20 protein-coding genes are annotated in these 16,077 nt (G+C 58.6%); 2 read left to right on the top strand and 18 right to left on the bottom strand.

What is annotated here, in order from left to right; translation table 11 throughout:
- Positions 1-83: 83 nt before the first annotated feature.
- Positions 84-548 (bottom strand): FKBP-type peptidyl-prolyl cis-trans isomerase, encoded by a 465-nt coding sequence (locus NW839_RS08020; RefSeq protein ID WP_414351597.1) that lies wholly within the window; start codon positions 546-548, stop codon positions 84-86.
- Between the two features lie 60 nt (positions 549-608).
- A complete protein-coding gene (locus NW839_RS08015) occupies positions 609-1,289 on the bottom strand; it encodes a hypothetical protein (protein ID WP_414351596.1) in 681 nt (226 codons plus the stop codon).
- 76 nt (positions 1,290-1,365) lie between these two features.
- Between NW839_RS08015 and cobJ the strand changes: the two genes are divergently transcribed.
- Complete coding sequence (cobJ, locus tag NW839_RS08010) at positions 1,366-3,264, top strand: precorrin-3B C(17)-methyltransferase (RefSeq protein WP_414351593.1); 1,899 nt, start codon at positions 1,366-1,368, stop codon at positions 3,262-3,264.
- 18 nt (positions 3,265-3,282) lie between these two features.
- Here the strand turns inward: cobJ and modB are convergent, their stop codons facing one another.
- Both modB and modA read right to left on the bottom strand, forming a co-directional pair.
- Positions 3,283-5,070 carry a molybdate ABC transporter permease subunit gene (gene modB / locus NW839_RS08005; RefSeq protein WP_414351590.1) on the bottom strand — a complete coding sequence of 596 codons (1,788 nt, stop codon included), beginning with the start codon at positions 5,068-5,070 and terminating at the stop codon, positions 3,283-3,285.
- A 37-nt stretch (positions 5,071-5,107) separates the two neighbouring features.
- On the bottom strand, positions 5,108-5,869 hold the full coding sequence (modA, locus tag NW839_RS08000) for a molybdate ABC transporter substrate-binding protein (protein ID WP_414342069.1): 762 nt from the start codon (positions 5,867-5,869) through the stop codon (positions 5,108-5,110).
- A 255-nt stretch (positions 5,870-6,124) separates the two neighbouring features.
- Between modA and NW839_RS07995 the strand changes: the two genes are divergently transcribed.
- Entirely contained in the window at positions 6,125-6,337 is a 213-nt protein-coding gene (locus NW839_RS07995) for a TOBE domain-containing protein (RefSeq protein ID WP_414342067.1), read from the top strand.
- Between the two features lie 26 nt (positions 6,338-6,363).
- Here NW839_RS07995 and NW839_RS07990 read toward each other — a convergent pair whose 3' ends face one another.
- From NW839_RS07990 to NW839_RS07925, 14 genes are all read right to left on the bottom strand, one after another.
- Positions 6,364-8,016: a helix-turn-helix domain-containing protein gene (locus NW839_RS07990; RefSeq protein ID WP_414342065.1), complete on the bottom strand. Its 1,653-nt coding sequence runs from the start codon at positions 8,014-8,016 to the stop codon at positions 6,364-6,366.
- 343 nt (positions 8,017-8,359) lie between these two features.
- On the bottom strand, positions 8,360-8,617 hold the full coding sequence (locus NW839_RS07985; RefSeq protein ID WP_011430669.1) for a hypothetical protein: 258 nt from the start codon (positions 8,615-8,617) through the stop codon (positions 8,360-8,362).
- 99 nt (positions 8,618-8,716) lie between these two features.
- The gene (locus tag NW839_RS07980) at positions 8,717-8,986 is read right to left on the bottom strand and encodes a ferrous iron transport protein A (RefSeq protein WP_238376962.1); all 270 of its coding nucleotides are present in this window, start codon (positions 8,984-8,986) and stop codon (positions 8,717-8,719) included.
- Between the two features lie 137 nt (positions 8,987-9,123).
- Entirely contained in the window at positions 9,124-9,423 is a 300-nt protein-coding gene (locus NW839_RS07975) for a 2Fe-2S iron-sulfur cluster-binding protein (RefSeq protein WP_414351587.1), read from the bottom strand.
- Between the two features lie 42 nt (positions 9,424-9,465).
- Positions 9,466-9,831 (bottom strand): nitrogenase-stabilizing/protective protein NifW, encoded by a 366-nt coding sequence (gene nifW, locus NW839_RS07970; RefSeq protein WP_011432069.1) that lies wholly within the window; start codon positions 9,829-9,831, stop codon positions 9,466-9,468.
- Positions 9,828-10,091, bottom strand: coding sequence for a CCE_0567 family metalloprotein (locus NW839_RS07965; RefSeq protein WP_414351585.1), 264 nt, complete (start codon positions 10,089-10,091; stop codon positions 9,828-9,830). Before NW839_RS07965 ends, nifW begins: the two co-directional genes overlap by 4 nt.
- Before the next feature lie 66 nt (positions 10,092-10,157).
- Positions 10,158-10,613 carry a NifX-associated nitrogen fixation protein gene (locus NW839_RS07960; RefSeq protein ID WP_414351582.1) on the bottom strand — a complete coding sequence of 152 codons (456 nt, stop codon included), beginning with the start codon at positions 10,611-10,613 and terminating at the stop codon, positions 10,158-10,160.
- Between the two features lie 2 nt (positions 10,614-10,615).
- Positions 10,616-11,035: a nitrogen fixation protein NifX gene (gene nifX / locus NW839_RS07955; RefSeq protein WP_414342057.1), complete on the bottom strand. Its 420-nt coding sequence runs from the start codon at positions 11,033-11,035 to the stop codon at positions 10,616-10,618.
- An 81-nt stretch (positions 11,036-11,116) separates the two neighbouring features.
- Complete coding sequence (gene nifN / locus NW839_RS07950) at positions 11,117-12,454, bottom strand: nitrogenase iron-molybdenum cofactor biosynthesis protein NifN (RefSeq protein ID WP_414351580.1); 1,338 nt, start codon at positions 12,452-12,454, stop codon at positions 11,117-11,119.
- Entirely contained in the window at positions 12,442-13,848 is a 1,407-nt protein-coding gene (gene nifE, locus NW839_RS07945; protein ID WP_414351578.1) for a nitrogenase iron-molybdenum cofactor biosynthesis protein NifE, read from the bottom strand. The genes nifN and nifE overlap by 13 nt, the downstream gene beginning before the upstream one ends.
- On the bottom strand, positions 13,839-14,198 hold the full coding sequence (locus NW839_RS07940; protein WP_011430660.1) for a Mo-dependent nitrogenase C-terminal domain-containing protein: 360 nt from the start codon (positions 14,196-14,198) through the stop codon (positions 13,839-13,841). Before NW839_RS07940 ends, nifE begins: the two co-directional genes overlap by 10 nt.
- A gap of 3 nt (positions 14,199-14,201) precedes the next feature.
- A complete protein-coding gene (locus NW839_RS07935) occupies positions 14,202-14,426 on the bottom strand; it encodes a DUF2949 domain-containing protein (RefSeq protein WP_011430659.1) in 225 nt (74 codons plus the stop codon).
- A 42-nt stretch (positions 14,427-14,468) separates the two neighbouring features.
- A complete protein-coding gene (locus NW839_RS07930; protein ID WP_414330307.1) occupies positions 14,469-15,014 on the bottom strand; it encodes a ferritin-like domain-containing protein in 546 nt (181 codons plus the stop codon).
- 54 nt (positions 15,015-15,068) lie between these two features.
- Positions 15,069-15,362, bottom strand: coding sequence for an Asr1405/Asl0597 family protein (locus NW839_RS07925; protein WP_414351575.1), 294 nt, complete (start codon positions 15,360-15,362; stop codon positions 15,069-15,071).
- Positions 15,363-16,077 lie beyond the last annotated feature (715 nt).

Raw genomic sequence — 16,077 nt, 5'->3', positions numbered from 1 at the left:
AATCCGTACTGAACATATTATACATTATTTTCAGTATAGTTGAGCTTATTATTGACTAGAGTCATGCTCTGCAAGATCTGAATCTACTGGATGGCCAGGAGCTCCACTTCAAAATCCAAGGTGGCGTTGGGGGGGATCACCCCGCCTGCCCCGCGGCTGCCATAGGCCAACTCCGGCGGAATGCGCAAGTACCGCTTGCCCCCCACTCGCATGGTGGCCAGCCCTTCCTCCCAGCCACGGATCACCTGCCCTACTCCGTAGGTGAAGATAAAAGGCTGATTGCGCTTGTAGGAGCTATCGAAGATGATGCCATCCTGTAGCTTGCCCACGTAGTTGACCACCACCGTTTGCCCCGGCTGAGGCGAAGGCCCACTGCCTTGAGTGATGTCGTAGTATTGCAATCCCGACTCGGTGGTGATGAAGTCCTTGGCTGGGGATTGCACGCTCACCACCGGATTGTCTTTGGCCCGCGACAGAGCCACGGCCGGCTGGCCGCCCCACACCCCGAGCCACAGCAAGCCCAGCACCAACAGCAGCACCCGTTTCATCCGTTGGCGTCTCCCCACCGCCGACTTTTTGCTTTCCTTTAACAATCTTAGGGGATCCCGTCAGCCTTTCAGTTCGGCAAATTCGATAATCTGACCCTGGTGATCCCGCACCCAAAAGACGAAGGGCTTCTCGGAGCGAATGCTGTTGCGGATCCCTTGTTTGTTGATTCGCTTCAGAAGGGCCTTAAGGGACTCCCGCTCATAGCTGACATGGCGATAGCGAACGCCGCTGCTGCGGCCCGCTGCCGTTGCAGTCCCGTAAGCAGAAGCAGGTGAGGAGCTGGGCCTGGAGGTGCTGCCGTAGGGGCCAGAGCCCCCATAGGGATCTGTAGAGCCAGGGATCACGTGCAATTGAACATTGTCGGAGAGTTGGTACCAAAGTCCGGGGGTATCCAATTGGGTGGGCCCAGAGGTGGGACGGGCTTTGGCATCGAAGCGGGGACTGAGGCCAATATCCCCTGGAAAGTAAGCGGATCCTAGGCTGTAGCCGACCATGCTTTGCTCGTAGCCGTAGTAGTACTGCAGGGGCAGCTCCGCTTCCGGCAGTTTCAACACCTTCTCGTAAAACCCTCTGGCCTGCTCCAAGTCCGGCACGATGATGGTGTGGACACGGGGAGCGCCACTTAAAAATGTCCACATGGCCCCCCCATAGGCCGATAGCAGCAAAAACATCAGCCCCTTGGTGGAGAGCAAAACCTCCAGGGGGATCAGGGGCAGCATCAGTCCAGGTGGGATGACCATCAGCACTTGTCCCTTCGCGGGTGGCTCTATGTCCAGTATAGGATCCGGGGAGAATCCTGGCCTTGGCCCACGCTCGATGAAGCTTGCTCTGTTTGCCCCCAGCCCGCGCGCCCGCCGGTTGGCCGACTCCCTGATCCCCCTCCTAGGCAAGGAGGTGAGCTGCTGGAGCAAAGCTGACCCGCAGGGGCTGCCCTCCCCCTGGCAAGCCTACGGGGATCCCAGCCATCCCACAGCGCCCAGATCTCTGGCAGAAGCTGTTGCCCAAACTTGGCCCCAGGTGCAGGGCTGTCTTTTCATCCTGGCTGCCGGCTCGGTGGTGCGGCTCATTGCCCCTCTCCTGCAGGATAAGCAGCGGGATCCGGCGGTGGTGGTGGTGGACGAAGCCGGTCGCTGGGCCATTAGCCTGTGCGGGGGACATGTGGGGGGGGCCGATGCCCTGGCGCGGCAGGTGGCCGCTACCTTGGGAGCCCAGCCGGTTCTCACCTCTGCTTCCGAGGGGCTGGGGATCCCGCCTTTGGATTTGCTGGGGGATCCCTATGGCTGGCGGCGGGGCCAAGGGGATTGGAATGAGGTGGCCGCTGCCTTGGCTCGTGGGGAGCCCGTGGCCGTTCACCAAACCTGTGGCACGCAACTTTGGCGGCGGGCTTGGCCGGCAGAGTATCCCCTGGTGGCTGCCTCCCCTCCCCATCCTGTGGCCCACATTTGGATTGGGGAATACCTCTCCCCTGCCACGGGGATCCCAACCGTGCACTGGCATCCGCGGGTGCTCTGGGTGGGGGTGGGCTGCGAGCGGGGCACCACCCGCGCTTGGCTAGAGGGATCCCTGCGCCGCCTGTTGCAGGCCCAGGGGCTGGCGTTCGAGGCCATTGCCGGCCTGGCCACCCTAGAGCTCAAGCAAGACGAGCCGGGTCTTTTGGAGCTGGCTCAGGCCCACGGCTGGCCCATTGAGTTTTTCCCGGCAGAGGCTTTGGCTGGGATCCCGGTTCCCCACCCTTCGGAGGCCGTTCGGCAGGCGGTGGGCACTCCCTCCGTAGCCGAGGCGGCTGCTCTTTTGGCGGCTCAGATCTGGGGAAGAGGTGACCGAGCTTTTGAGCGACCGTCTTGCGTTGCGGAGGGGAAGGCAACTCTTCTCTGCCCCAAGCAGGTCTTCACGTCAGAAACCGAAGGGGCCTGCACCCTGGCCATTGCCCGCGCGGCGCAGGAGTATTCCCCTCGCAGCGGCCACCTCTGGCTCATCGGCACTGGTCCTGGGGATCTGGGTCAATTGACTTTGGCTGCCCGTATGGCTTTAACTCAGGCCGATGTGGTTGTTGGCTACCAGCTTTATCTAGACTTGGTGGCCCCCCTTTTGCACCCCGGCCAAATTTGGGAGGCCTCTCCCATTACCCAAGAGCTGCAGCGGGCCAAACAGGCCATCGCTTGGGCGCAGCAGGGGCTGAAGGTGGCGGTGATTTCTTCGGGGGATGCGGGCATTTACGGCATGGCGGGCTTGGTGCTGGAGTGCTTGGTCCGCTCTGGCTGGGATGGGATCCGCCCTTCTCTGGAGGTGCTGCCGGGGATCTCTGCCTTCCAGGCGGCTGCTGCCCGGCTGGGGGCTCCGCTGATGCACGACTTCTGCGCCATTTCCCTCTCGGATCTGCTTACCCCCTGGCCGGTGATCGAAAAACGCCTGCAGGCGGCTGCAGCTGCCGATTTTGTGGTGGCCCTTTACAACCCCCGCTCCCGGCAGCGGGTGGATCCCTTCCTCAAGGCTCTGCAGATCTTTTTGCAGGCCCGACCCGCCCATACCCCCGTGGCTTTGGCCCGCAACCTCTACCGCCCCGGCGAAACCCTCCACCTCACCACCCTAGGGGAGCTGGATCCAGAGCAGGTGGACATGCTCACCCTGGTTCTTATCGGCAACTCTCAGACCTTTCGCCATGGAGACCGGCTGATTACCCCGCGGGGCTATTGCCTGGGCGAAGAGCCCACTTGACGGGTGTTAAGCCCAGACTCAAAACACCATCAGATGCCGGGGATCCAACTGCAGCCACCACGGGGATCCCCAAGTCTCCACCTCGCGCCAGCGCTCCCGCCACACCTCAGCTTGCAGGTGATAGTCCTGGCGGTGGGCAGGAGGACCGCCCAGCCTAAAGAAGAGAGTCAGTCGGTGGGGGGTCTCGCTCCACTTCACCAGCCAAGCGGGAAACGTGTTGGGCAGCTTCCCGTCGGGCCTGAAGGTGAGGTGGTGGGCGCGGATGGCGATGTATTCTCCCGCTGGGGATCCCTGTACCTGCAGCTCACAGCCCCAATCCAAGGCCAGCACCCGTTGAGGGCCCAGGAGCTTGGCCCGCGAGATGTTTTTGCAACCCGTCAGTTGCGCCACACTAAGGCAGGGGGGAGCCTCAAATAGCTGACGCTTGTCCCCCTGGGCAATGATTCGCCCCTGCTCCATTACAGCCAGATCCCCGCAGAGGCGGAAGGCTTCCTCAATGTTGTGGGTTACCAAAAGCGTGACTCCCTTGTAGCCCGCTAGGATTTCCCCCATCTCCTGCTCCAGTTGGCTGCGCAGGTGGGCATCCAAAGCAGAAAAAGGCTCATCCAGCAGCAAGATCTCCGGCTCAGAAGCCAAGGCTCGCGCCAGGGCCACCCGCTGCTGCTGTCCTCCGGAGAGCTCCGTGGGATAGCGGTTTTCCCAGCCCTTCAGCTTGACCAACCGCAGCTGGGCCTGGATCCGCTCTTGTTTTTCCGCTTCGCTCAAGCCCGCAGGGATCCCAAAGGCAATGTTCTGGGCAACGGTGAGGTGGGGAAACAGAGCGTAGTTTTGGAAGATCACCCCCACCCGTCGCTGAGCGGGGGGCAGCCGGATCCCCTGTTCGGCGTCAAACAACGCCCGCTCGTTGAGCAAAATGCGCCCACCATCCGGGGTTTCGATCCCGGCAATGCAGCGCAAAAGTAGGCTTTTGCCGGATCCAGAGGCCCCCAGCAGTCCTAATGGCCGCCCGTCGCAGCTCAGTTGCGCCTGCAGCTCAAATTGGGGCAGCTTCTTGTCAATGTCCACCCAGAGGCGGGGGGCCGGAGTTGAGAAATCCAGATCCCTTCTGGCCAGAACCCGCAGGGGGCGAGGGGGAAGCTGCGGCAGAGGCTGTCGCTGAAACCAAAGGTTAACTGCCGTCATCACCCCCAAGGACAACCCCAAGACCAGGGCCGAGCTGATGGCCGCCCCCCGCATATCCCCCGCCTGAACGGCAAAGAAGATGGCCATGGATAGGGTTTGCGTGCGGCCCGGGATATTGCCTGCCAGCATCAAGGTGGCGCCGAACTCCCCCAGAGCGCGGGCAAAACTGAGGGTAATCCCCGCCAGGATCCCCGGTAAGGCCAAAGGGATCAGCACCTGCGTAAAAATCTTGGCCCTACTTGCCCCCAGCGTGCGGGCTGCCGCCACCAGCGTCGGGTCAATCTGCTGGAAAGCTCCCAGGGCCGTGCGGTACATCAGGGGCAGGGCCACCACCGCTGCCGTGATCACCCCGGCATACCAGGTGAAGATGACCGACAAGTTCAGCGAGGCCAAAAGTTGTCCCAGAAGGGTTCGCCGGCCAAACAGCAGCAGCAACAGGAAGCCCACCATGGTGGGCGGCAACACCAGCGGCGCCAACAAGAGGGCCTCGATGAGAGAGCGCCAGCGACCTCGGTAGTGCAACATCCCGTAAGCCGCCAGCGTCCCCACCCCAAAGGTGATAGCTGTGGCCAAGCCGGCAATCCGTAGGGAGATCCAAAGCGGGGATAGGTCGTAGTCGCTCATTTGGAGTAACTCATCCGCGCCATTGCAGAGGGATCCCTCACAGGCGGATAAAGCCGTACTTCACAAACACCTCTGCTGCTTCTTCTGAGGTTAAAAACTCCAAGTAAGACTGTCCGGCGGGAGTATCGCGCACCAATGCCACCGGGTAGATAATTGGCGTAATGGGATCCGCCGTAGCCACTACTCGCACCCGATTTGAAAGCTGAGCATCCGAGGTAAACAGGATCCCGGCGTCGGCATTGCCCTGCTCCACCGCCGTCAAAATTTCCCGCACCGTGCTGGCAAACACCATCTTGGGCCGCAGCGTCTCAAACACCCCTGCTTGGGTGAGAATTTCCTGGGCATAGCGTCCGGCGGGCATGGCCTGCAGATCCCCAATGGACAGAACCCGGATCTCTTCCGCCACCAAGTCGGCAAAATCCTGAACCTTGGTTCTGGCATTGGCAGGCACAATTAAAGCCATGCGGTTGCTGAGAAGATCTCGCCGGGATCCTGCCACCAGCAGGTTTTGCTTGGCAAGGGCGTCCATAAAAGAGGCGGCTGCGAAAAATACCACGTCCAAAGGAGCCCCCTGCTCCACCTGTTGCTGGAGAGAGCCGGAATTGGCGAAGTTGTACTCAACCTTGATGTCGGGATAGCGGGCGGTGAACAACCGGTCGATTTCCGTTAAAGCCGGTTGCAAGCTCACCGCAGCCCCCACCAAAATGGGCTGAGATTGCGCCAAGCCGGGAGCCGACCCCCACCTCAAAGCCAGAGCGGCTAGGATCCCCAGGAATAACATTGCAGTTCTTCGTTTCATAGCCATTCTTCTTTGACCCGTGACGACTTTCAGAACAGGAAAATCCACCAATCGCTCGGTACTTTGACCATTAGAGGTTGCAGTTTGTATCTTCAGGATACATAATCTAGACTATTGGCAGCTCTTCCTCCCCAGAGGCAACGATAAGCATCTGATAGTATTGAAACCGGTGTTGAATGACCATCCGGCAAGCTCCTCTCTTGTTCAGTTCGGTCAACACCCCTGTTGCTCTGCTTGTTCAACAAAGGAGAAGTCATGCAAATCAGCACTCGCAACTTGTTTAAAGGAACTGTAAAAAGTGTCCAGGTGGGCATGGTCAATGCCGAAATTGTTCTGGAAGTTGCACCAGGCATAGAAATAACAGCCATTATTTCTAAGCACTCTGCCGAACGGTTGGGCATAGCAGTTGGGAAAGAAGCGTATGCTGCCATCAAAGCCTCGGATGTGGTCATTGCCGTGGATGAGTGAGTGGATGAGTGAATTGAGTAACTGGCCTAGACTTGCTGTTGCCTGGGATCCAAATACAGGGCTTTGATAAGGCGCTGGCGATCGTTTAGGCTGATCTGAAGCCGCCCATTCTCTACATCCCGCACCCAGCTCTGGCTGCGCCCCAGCCTCTGGGCCAATTCCCGCTGGCTGATTCCCTTTTGCTGGCGTGCCGCCGAGATATCCGCTCCACGCAAAGCTTTGCTTGAGGGGAAGTCTTTTGGGTTTTCGGGAGGGCCAGGGAGATCCGAGTCTGTTGCAACAGGCGCAGACTTTGCCCTACGCTGCCGCCGAGATCCCGATTCTCGGGTCGGGGATCTGGCTTCTTGAACTGCTTGACGATGCCAGTCGGAGGGCGGATGAAACCGCTGAATGCGAGCCTGCATCAAAAGTCCCCACTTGCCCCGTGGCCCGGCAGCGGTCAGCAGGCCGCCATTGTTGGCATCTTCAATCCAAAAGTTCAATGCCTCGTCCGCATCCTCGGGCACAGCTTCCAGGCGAGCCCACAGGGGTTGAATGGAAGAAGGATAGGTGAGGGGATCGAACTCCGGCTTGAGGCCGTAGTGGTTGAGAACCTCCAGATCGCTTTCAAAGGTGCGCAGCAGCCGTTTGCGTTCTTGGAGATTGAGATAGGCTTCCTGCAGTCGCTTTTCCCCGTAGGCCACCCGCATCAGGGTAGGCACCGTCAGACGCTGTTGCCGCCCCATCCTCACTTTGAACAACAGCCACAGCAGCAAGCGCATGGCTCCTTCATGATGCTGCCAATGGCTCATCACTGCCTGCAACAGGGATAGGGGCAGGCTGCTGTACTGATAAAAGGCTTGCCCCTGGCGGCACCCTTGTCGATTGAGAAAGTACCGTGTCCATTCGCCGGGCTGAATCGCCCAAGTCAGGCCCACTAGATGGTTGCAGCCCTGCTCATCTTTTTGAAAGTGGCGATGCATCTTGAGCAGCCTCCACAGAGGGCCAGCCGGTACCGAAAACCCCTTCACCCGCCCCTGATCCGGCCAATCGATGGAGACTTGAATCCGACAGAGCTGCTCTATCCAGGTCATGAACAGGTGGAGACGGGTCATCTTGCTCAGATCTTTACGTTTATCCCAGCCCAAATAGGACTCCAATTGTGAGTCGGTGAAAACAAAGGATTCCTTCCAGGGGCTATCCAACCCGGCGGCATAGGCAGCAAAAATAAGATGCAAACAGGCAGTTCGCACATCGATCGGAGCACTTTGTGGGATCCCGTCCAAACATAGAGTTAGGGTCAGAGATCCCTGGTTGTGGCCAACAGATTTCTGATAGCAAACCTGGTTATCTCCCTGCTTTTGCAGATTGAGAGATTGAAATTGAGATAGGAAATTGCAAGCTTCCCAGACCACAATTGACGAAGCAAAAGCCTGGCTATGGCCGTTCAAAAATAGAGGTGGACTGCTGCGAATGCGGGCCGTGACCGTGCGGTTGCGCCCCTTCATGGCTTCATAAGGCTGCGGGGCAGAACCGGGACACAGGCTAACGCACTGAGGTTCTGGGAAGAAACCTTCGCAGTCGTTGCACAACAGAGGATTAATCCAGTATTCCCCATCCTGGACAACGATAGCTTTTGTAGGACAGCTATCTACGCAAGCGTGGCAACCGATACAATCCCCTGAGATTTGATAAGCCATAGCCCTCAAACTCCATAACGTTTCCCTGTAGCTCTCCCTCGTTCACACCTGCTATCGCATCTGCAAAACCCTAAACCCGGCCATGGAGACCTTCCTCGCAAAGCCGTGGCAGCCCGGCGAGAGACCTTAGTTTAAGGTCTGTTTCCTAAGCTCAATTCGTGAACTGGATTGAACGATACCTCAAAAGATCCCCGGCAGGCCAGGGAGATTTGGTCTAGGGTGAACCTTCTGGAAAGCTTTGCTTTCTCTTAACTTCTAATGTTTGCAGTGAACTTTTGAGATGGCTTTGCAGGCTACTCCTCCCCCCTTGAGAGCCTTTTAGGGATCCGAACTGCAGCAAGTGTCAGGCAAAACGCTCAATAACCAAGCCGACACAAGGTCGTCCGCCCACCCAATACGCCGATTCATCGGCCAGGTTGTGGCTTGGCTCCAGATGCCAACCCAAGGGATTGGGTTCTAGCTCCAGCGCCCGCACGATTTCCTCTGGGCTTAGTCCTGTGCAGAGTTGGATGTGTTGCAACTTGGGGAAAGGCTTTTCCACAAGGCTAAGCTCTTCAGCAGCTTTAAGGATGGAGCCCAGGTGCAACAAACAGGTGTTCATGGCTTTGCTCCCAAATCAAGATAGGTTATGAAGAGATGAGCTTCCCTTACTTTGAGTGTCCCTCATTACAGGTTAAAAATTGGGTAAATAGACTACATTTTAGAAGGCTCTTGGCAAATTTAAGATTGTTTTCTTATTCGGTTCTTGGGTAGACATCAAGGCGCAACGGGGATCCATGTAAACCCAGATGGGTTTAGCTAAATGAGCAGGAAGGGAAAGTTGGCCACTGGGTAGGAGTAGGATCCACTCAGGGTGACGTTGGATAACCTGGAGATAGGTACCTGGAGTGAGACCCATTTGCTGCAATTGGGCGCAAGCAGCTTCGGATCCGCGCAGTTGGTAGATGCGACCTTCTTCTCCAACCTTCATGAGTTGGAGAGGAGATATGGTTATTGAGATCTTAGGGACGGTGGGCGGTGCCAACATATAGGGATCCCTAATTCTAGAAAAAAATAGAAAAAAGGCTGCTTAAGCCTAGCGGCAAGCAGCTGGAGAGCGGCGGTCTATCAAACCAAGTAAGCTTCCTGGTGGGTACGAATTGTACAACTGGAGCGAGGTTTAGCCACGCAGAGCAGCACAAATCCTTTGGCTATTTGCTCCTCATCCAGAAAGGTTTGCTCCGATTGATCGACTTCTCCTTCTACCACTTTGGCCACGCAAGAGGAACAACTACCGGAGCGGCAGGAAGAGGGCAAATCCACATCTTGATCCTCAGCCGCTTCTAGGATGGTCGAATCTTCATCTACTGAGATATAGGTGTCGAGCCGTCGTTTTGGGTTAACCAAGTGAACTGTGTAGGTAGCCATGATGAGATCTCCAGAGAGTTGACGAGGGGTAAACAAGGGAGCTTAGGCAGGGATCCCAGGGCTGCATTCGCCCCGCTCTCCCGAAGAGCTGCAGCCGGCACAGCCGCCAACGGGATCCGGACAACCATAGTCTTGAAAGACTCGGAAGAGCTTCTCCTGCTGCGGGGTAGAAGTGAGAAAGGTTTGATACGCTTTTTCCAGCGCTTGCCGGGCTTGCTCCAGCCATTCTTCTTCGCTGCCCTGGAAGTGCTCCAGAGGAGCCAGATACTGAGCAAATTTGCGTAAGATATGCAGGCGATTCACGTTGACCACCCGCGGATCGTAGGGGAGCTCGAAAAAAGCGAAATAATCCTCGGCATTGACTAGGGCTTGGAAGTCTTTCCAACGGCGGTTGTGGTTCCAACTCATCGGCAGGTCTCCAGGGTTTTCAAGCGTTGTCTGAGGGTGTGCAGCCGGGCAAATAGGGCGTAAGTGCGGGCTGCCAAGTCGGGGAGTCGCTCGAACCCGTCGGGTAGCCCCTCGGCCAGATCGTGCAGATCCATTTTCAGTTGGCCTGCTTTGCTGTTTAGGCGCTTGATCTCGCTGCGGAGCTGGTCGGCAGAGAGGTGTTCGAAGGGCTCGAAAGCCAAGTCGTTCACAACATTTTCAACGTCACTCTCATTCAACATGGGCAAGGCACTCCTAATTGCTGAAGAAAAAGAAGAAAAAATGGCTGCCGGGACGGAGACAAGCGGCTACAGTCGGCCCACCTCAGGGTAGGTTCGGGCCAGTTGGATCCCTTTGTCGATAAGGGCAGTAGCTTTTTCAGTGAGCTGTTCGAGAGACTCGAAACCGAAGCGATGGGCGTCTCGCAGGGTGTTGACCACCAACAACAGCCGCCCCGAGAAGACCAGCACCCAACCAAAGCCTTCGCTGTTGAGATCCAGCACCACCTGAGCCAGGAGGCCCGTCTCCTTTTCGATCAGGGCGGCAATGGCGCGGTAGTAGATGAGAATGCGGCTCCGCACCCCGGGATCCACCTCCCCTTCGAGGGATATCTGGCGTTTTTGGGCTTTGGTGACGACAAAGGGCTTGAGCAGCAACTCATCACTCCAGGTGCGGTAGGTGCCGTAGGGATCCGCCGCCCGCAGCTGGCGGACGATCTCCTGCAGGATGGGACTGGTCGAGGGGGAAAGAGGGGTAACCGTCATGGCTAAACCTCCGCAGGGGAAGTAGAGGGATTTGGGGCTTCGGCTTTGCGGGCGCGCTCGGCCAAGAGCACTTTGCGCAGCCAGGGGGGAGGATTGTGCAGGGTGGTTACCAGGCGCTGCAACAAGCTCTCGATGGATTCTTCTTCCGACTGCACTTTGATGGGGGTGATGCGGCGGTTGATCAGGCGGGCGGCGGCACTGCTGCCAATGGCAGCCACGTAGATGAGGGTGACATCGGCCAAAGCCTGCAGCTTGGGCACCAGCTTGTCCTCGTTGCCATCTGCCTCCAAGTTGCCCCCAAAGGTGAGGGTCTTACAAAATCGGTAGCCTTCGGGGGTGACTTCGTAGAGGTCGATCTGGTTGGCCCAGCCAAAGTGGGCGTTGACGTGCTTGCCGTCGCGGGTTGTAAAGGCCACTTGCATAGGCGTTCTCCTTAGAAACGTGAACTTGAGGGTTTGGGGGAGCTAGGGGCACTTGGGCTGCCCTTCGAAGCTCTGGATCCCTTAGAATCCATGCCCAGAAACCTGGGGTGGGCTGGGGTGACGGGCTTCCTCCTGCTCCATCAGCAGGTTGCCGACAGCAAACAGTTGGGATAGGGTGCCGCGATAGCCCACCTGACAGATGTGGTTGGCCCCCAGCCGGTCGAAGATAGGGATCCCCATTCGATGCACTGGGATCCCCAGCCGCTTGCCCAGGCGCGCCACGTGGGAGTTGCCCACCAGCAGGTCGGCCCCGGGTGCTAGCTCCTCCAGATCCCCCAGATCTCCCACCCGCACCGCCTCAATGGGAAGGGTGCTCAAGTGGGGATCCGGTGTGGGACTGATGGCCGCCTGGATCTGACAGCCCATATCCAGCAGCCAGTCCACCCACCCCCAGAGCAGATCGGCTTCTAGGGCCAAGGCAATCCGCTGGTTGCCGAAGAAAAAGTGGCAATCCAGGAGGGCATCCTGGACTTGGCTGCGCTGGCGGCGGTAGCGCAGGGGCACCGGCTGTTGGCTGTAGTCGGCCAAGGTTGCCAAAAAGGGATCCACAGCCTTGAGACCGGTCAGGTGGGGGAAAACCCGATAGGGGGTGCCAAAGCGCTGGGCCAGGAGCTGGGCGACAGGGCGCATGCTCTCCCCAATGGCCAAGGTGAGGCCGGATCGCCCCAGCTGCCGCAGTTGCTCGAGGCTGGTGCCGCCGTCCGGGGTTGCCCTAAAGCCAGTGCCCAAGTGGCCATCTAGGGAGCCTGAGAGATCCGGCACCAAGATTGGCTCCAGGCCAAAAGCTTCCACCATTTCCTTGATCTCCTGGGCATCGGCGGGGGTGAGGGCAGGCCCGCACAGCACCGTTACCTGGGCAGGGCGGACGGATCCCGACGGCGGCTCTGGCAAGGTGCTGACCAAGCTGTTGACGGCGATGGCATAGCCGTCCTGCAGGGATCCCTTAAAGTCAGGCGTGGAGGCCAAGACGATGGGCAGATCCTGCAATTGCGGCTGGCGTCGGCGCAGCTCCCGCAGGATGCGCGGCATATCGTCCCCGCGGGTTTCCGTGAGGCCGGTGGTCAGAAGACCAATCAGCTCCGGCTGGGCCTTCTCCACCAAGGTGAGAATGGCAGCTTCGACATTCTCCTCGCCTCCCAAGATGGTGTCCACCTCGGACATGGCAGTGGTGGACATGGGAATGGCCTCGCGGAAATGGCGTACCAGCAGCGCTTTGGCAAAGGCCGTACAGCCTTGGGAACCGTGGAAGAGGGGCAGACAGCCCTTGATCCCCAGAAAGGCCAGGGCCGCTCCCAGCGGAGCGCTGAGTTTGAGGGGGTTGACGCTGAGAGGCTTGCGTTCTTGAATCAACTGGGCCATCCTCCCACCTCCTCTTCGGCTGGAGTCTCCCAGGGGGCAGGCCGTCGCAACTGCTCCCAAATGGGACTGTGGAGGGCGGCATCGATCTCCCGCGCCAAGTTCACCAGGCCGCGATAGCCGGCATAAGCGTGGTGCCGCTCCTGGTTGATGTCCAGAAAGGGGATGCGGGCCTTGAGGGCGGTGTACTGGTTGCGTCCGCCGGCGATGAGCAAGTCCGCTTTCGTGCGCTCCACCACCTTGAGCAGCTCTTGAGGGCTGCCCTTGTCCAAGAGAATGCCATCCTGGCCGAGCAGCTCGCGGATGCGGGCTTTGTCTTCTTCGGTGCTTTTGCGGGTGCTGGTGGCCGTTACCTGCATCCCCAGATCTCGGGCAGCAGAGATGATCGACCAACTTTTCACGCCGCCGGTATAAAGGACAACTCGTTTGCCCGCCAGCCGCTGCCGGTAGGGGGCCAAAGCCGCCTCAGCGGCGCGAGTTTCTCGCTCGATGAGGGCCTCGGTACGCTCCTGCAGTTGCGGATCCTTCAGCCCTTGGGCAATGGCCCTTAGGCAGTGGTTCATCTCCTGCAGCCCGTAAAAGGAAGCCTCGATGTAGGGGATCCCGTAGCGCTCCTGCATCTTGCGGCCCACATTGAGCAAGGCTTTAGCGCAGATGAGAACGTTCAGCTTGGCCCGGTGGGCGGTACAGATCTCGTGGTAGCGGCCATCGCCGGTGATCTTGGCCAAGATGCGGATCCCCAGCTCGTCAAACAGAGGCAAGACATCCCACAGCTCGCCGGCAATGTTGTACTCGCCGATGAGGTTAATGTCGCGGGGAGTGGTGTACTCCGGGGAGGCGGTGCCGATAACATAGTCCAGCAGCGCTTCTCCGGCCAGACGGTTGCCTAGGTTTTTGCTGCCCACAAAGCCGGGCGCATTCACCGGAATGACCGGGATCCCAAGCTGGCGGCTGGCCCGCTGACACACGGCCTCCACATCGTCGCCAATGAGGGCAGTTACACAAGTGAGATAGACAAAAATGGCGGCAGGCTGGTATTTGGCCTGCAAGTCAAGGATGGCCTGGAACAGCTTTTCCTCCCCCCCGAAGATGATCTCGTTCTCGCTCAGATCGGTGGTGAAGCCCACCCGATAAAGCTGGGGGCCAGAAGAGAGGCTGCCCCGCGTCCCCCAAGAGTTGCCGCTGCAGGCGATTGGCCCATGTACTAGATGGGCGGCATCGGCGATCGGCACCAGGGCAATCGAAGCCCCGTCAAAGGCACAGCCTCCCTGCGCTCCTCCTGGCTTGGCTTGCTCGGCACAGACTTTGTTTTTGCCTTTGCCGTCTTTCTTGTGGTTGTGCTCGCAGGCGGTCTCGTTGAGCAGCTCCGCCACTTTAGTCCGGCTGATCAAGGGCATGATGGGATCTCCTGAGAAGAGGGGGGCTGGGGTTGAGCCGCAGCTTCGGCCAGATAAGCCGCCGCCCGTAGCCGCAGGGCGATGATCTCCTCGTAGAGGGGGTTGATGCGACAGAGGGCCGGAATGTGGACGGTGCGGGATCCCAGTCGGATATCCCGCTCAAAGGGACAGGAAGCCGGGATCAAACGACAAATCCAACGCGCCTGCCGGGATCCCCGAATTTCAATGCTGTTGAGCCAGCGGCGCGGCCACTTCAGGGCGGATCTGAAAATTGAGTTCAAAACCAGGCCGAGCCATCCCAAAGGGTTGCCGACTCTGGGAAAGGGAAGAGAAGGGTAGGGATAAGTCATGGCTTAAACCTCCGAATGGGTAGAATTGGTAACAAGAGGAGGGGGAGCACACCATTCAAAAATCTGCTCCAGTTGCTCCAAGGAAATCAGCCCGTAATGCCAAAGAATCATGGGCAAAGGGCCCTGTTCACACCCATGCCGTTTCAGGGCGAAGGTGAGGGCGGATTCCGGGATCCCAAGCTCAACTTGCAAAAACTGCAGCAGCGGCGCCCGATCGGGGGTAAGCATGGCAGAGTCTCCCAAAACGAGGGGTGGGCGTAGATGGGCAAGCTAGGATGGGGACAAGCCCAAAACCAAGCTGTCGGCAGCCAGAAAGTGGGCCAGGTGAAAGGCCCGTTCTTCCGTCCGCAGCAAAATCTGCTCGTAGAGGTGACGGGTGGCGCGATCCCCAACACTTTCCGCCAGAGCCGCCTGGCGACGCAGCAGATCGATTAGGCTTTGCTCGGCCCGCAAATCCGCTTCCAGCATGGGCCGCACAGCCAACGCATCGTCCCCTTCTGGGCTGAAGCAGCACAGCTCCGCCAGCTTGGCAAAGCTGGAGGCCGGGATCCCACCTAGGCCGTTCAGGCGCTCCCCCACCTCATGGGCGTGGTTCTGAACTTCCTGTAGACTTTCGTTGAAAAATTGGTGAATTGAGTAGAACTCTGCTCCTTCCACAACCAGATGGTGCTTCAGATACTGCAAATACAGCCCCTGAAGACTGGCCCAAACTAGGTTGAGGCCCTCGCAGATGGGAACCGTGATCTCACGTCCCAGGTGAACGGGGTTGTCTCGGACTTGTTGGAAGGAGTGAGTCGAGGGGGATGGAGTGCTCATTGGCGCTACCAAAACGAGGTGAACAGGAGAAGCAAGAAGGCAAACGGCGGAGGTTCAGGGGCGGTCGTCCCATCCCGAATGTCTCTCAGGGGGATCCCAGGTCTGGAGAGACCAGCAGCGATCCAACCAACTCAGCCAGCCAGAGCGGTTGAGGGTGAAAAGGCGGAGCACACTGTGGACGAGGAGGGCTTCGGTGGGGGTGCGAATCATCACCCACAGTTGGCCGGTCGGGGTACAGCCACAGGTCAAATCCAGCTCCTGCAGACGGTAGAGAATCCGCCAGCGATCGCAACGGGGCACCTGCAGCACTTCAGCCGTTTTCGGTGGGGGAGAAACAAGGGGGGACATAAGCTCACCGGTTGGGAAGCAGGGGGCGAGTCTCAACAGAGGGGCAGAACCGTTGGGTTTCTGTTCCCCCGCTTATAGCAAGCGGCTGCGGTGGCTCAGGCTTGGCAGCGGTCGATCAGGATTGATTGAGTTATTGCCGATGTACTCAAACCCTGGAAGCTTGGCCCAGAGGGCAAAAAAAGTTTTTCTGAGGGCAGGGGGTTGAGTCTTTTGCCCGCAGGGATCCGGTATTTTTGGGGAAGGGTATGGGTATTTGAGCGAGTACATCCCCCCTGTCACAACAAGAAAGTCCGACGGCCTGCCGCCGCAATAGTCTTCACTTCCTTGGCGAGGACTTTGCCCCAGGGGGATCTTTCCTCAAACTCAAACGGCTATTTTCAATACACTTTTGGGCTGATACGATATTAAATCGTAGCAATTGATGCAAAACGCAGCCGAGGCTGCGGCGCTTGAGTGCATCTGAGCAGATTTTTAGTATTTCTTAAGCATTGCCCCAAGCCCTTGTCGAATCAGGGATTCCGGGGATCCTCCCCACAGCCGGATCCCCCGCCCCTTTGGGTCAAAATACGGCATCCCCGGCCTTGAAAAACCAGACCCTCGACCCCTAAAAAAAGTTGGATTCGGCCTGCCATCGGGCTTTGCAGGTCTTGAGTACAAAGCCAATAAACTCGATCAGTTCTACCGGTGCTGAGTGCAACGGAGCAGCCAGAGGGCA

The organism is Synechococcus sp. R5-15 (assembly GCF_047462035.1).
Taxonomy (GTDB): Bacteria; Cyanobacteriota; Cyanobacteriia; order Thermostichales; family Thermostichaceae; genus Thermostichus.
The sequence above is the reverse complement of the archived record's forward strand: the minus strand, read 5'-3'. Positions and strand labels throughout refer to the sequence as shown.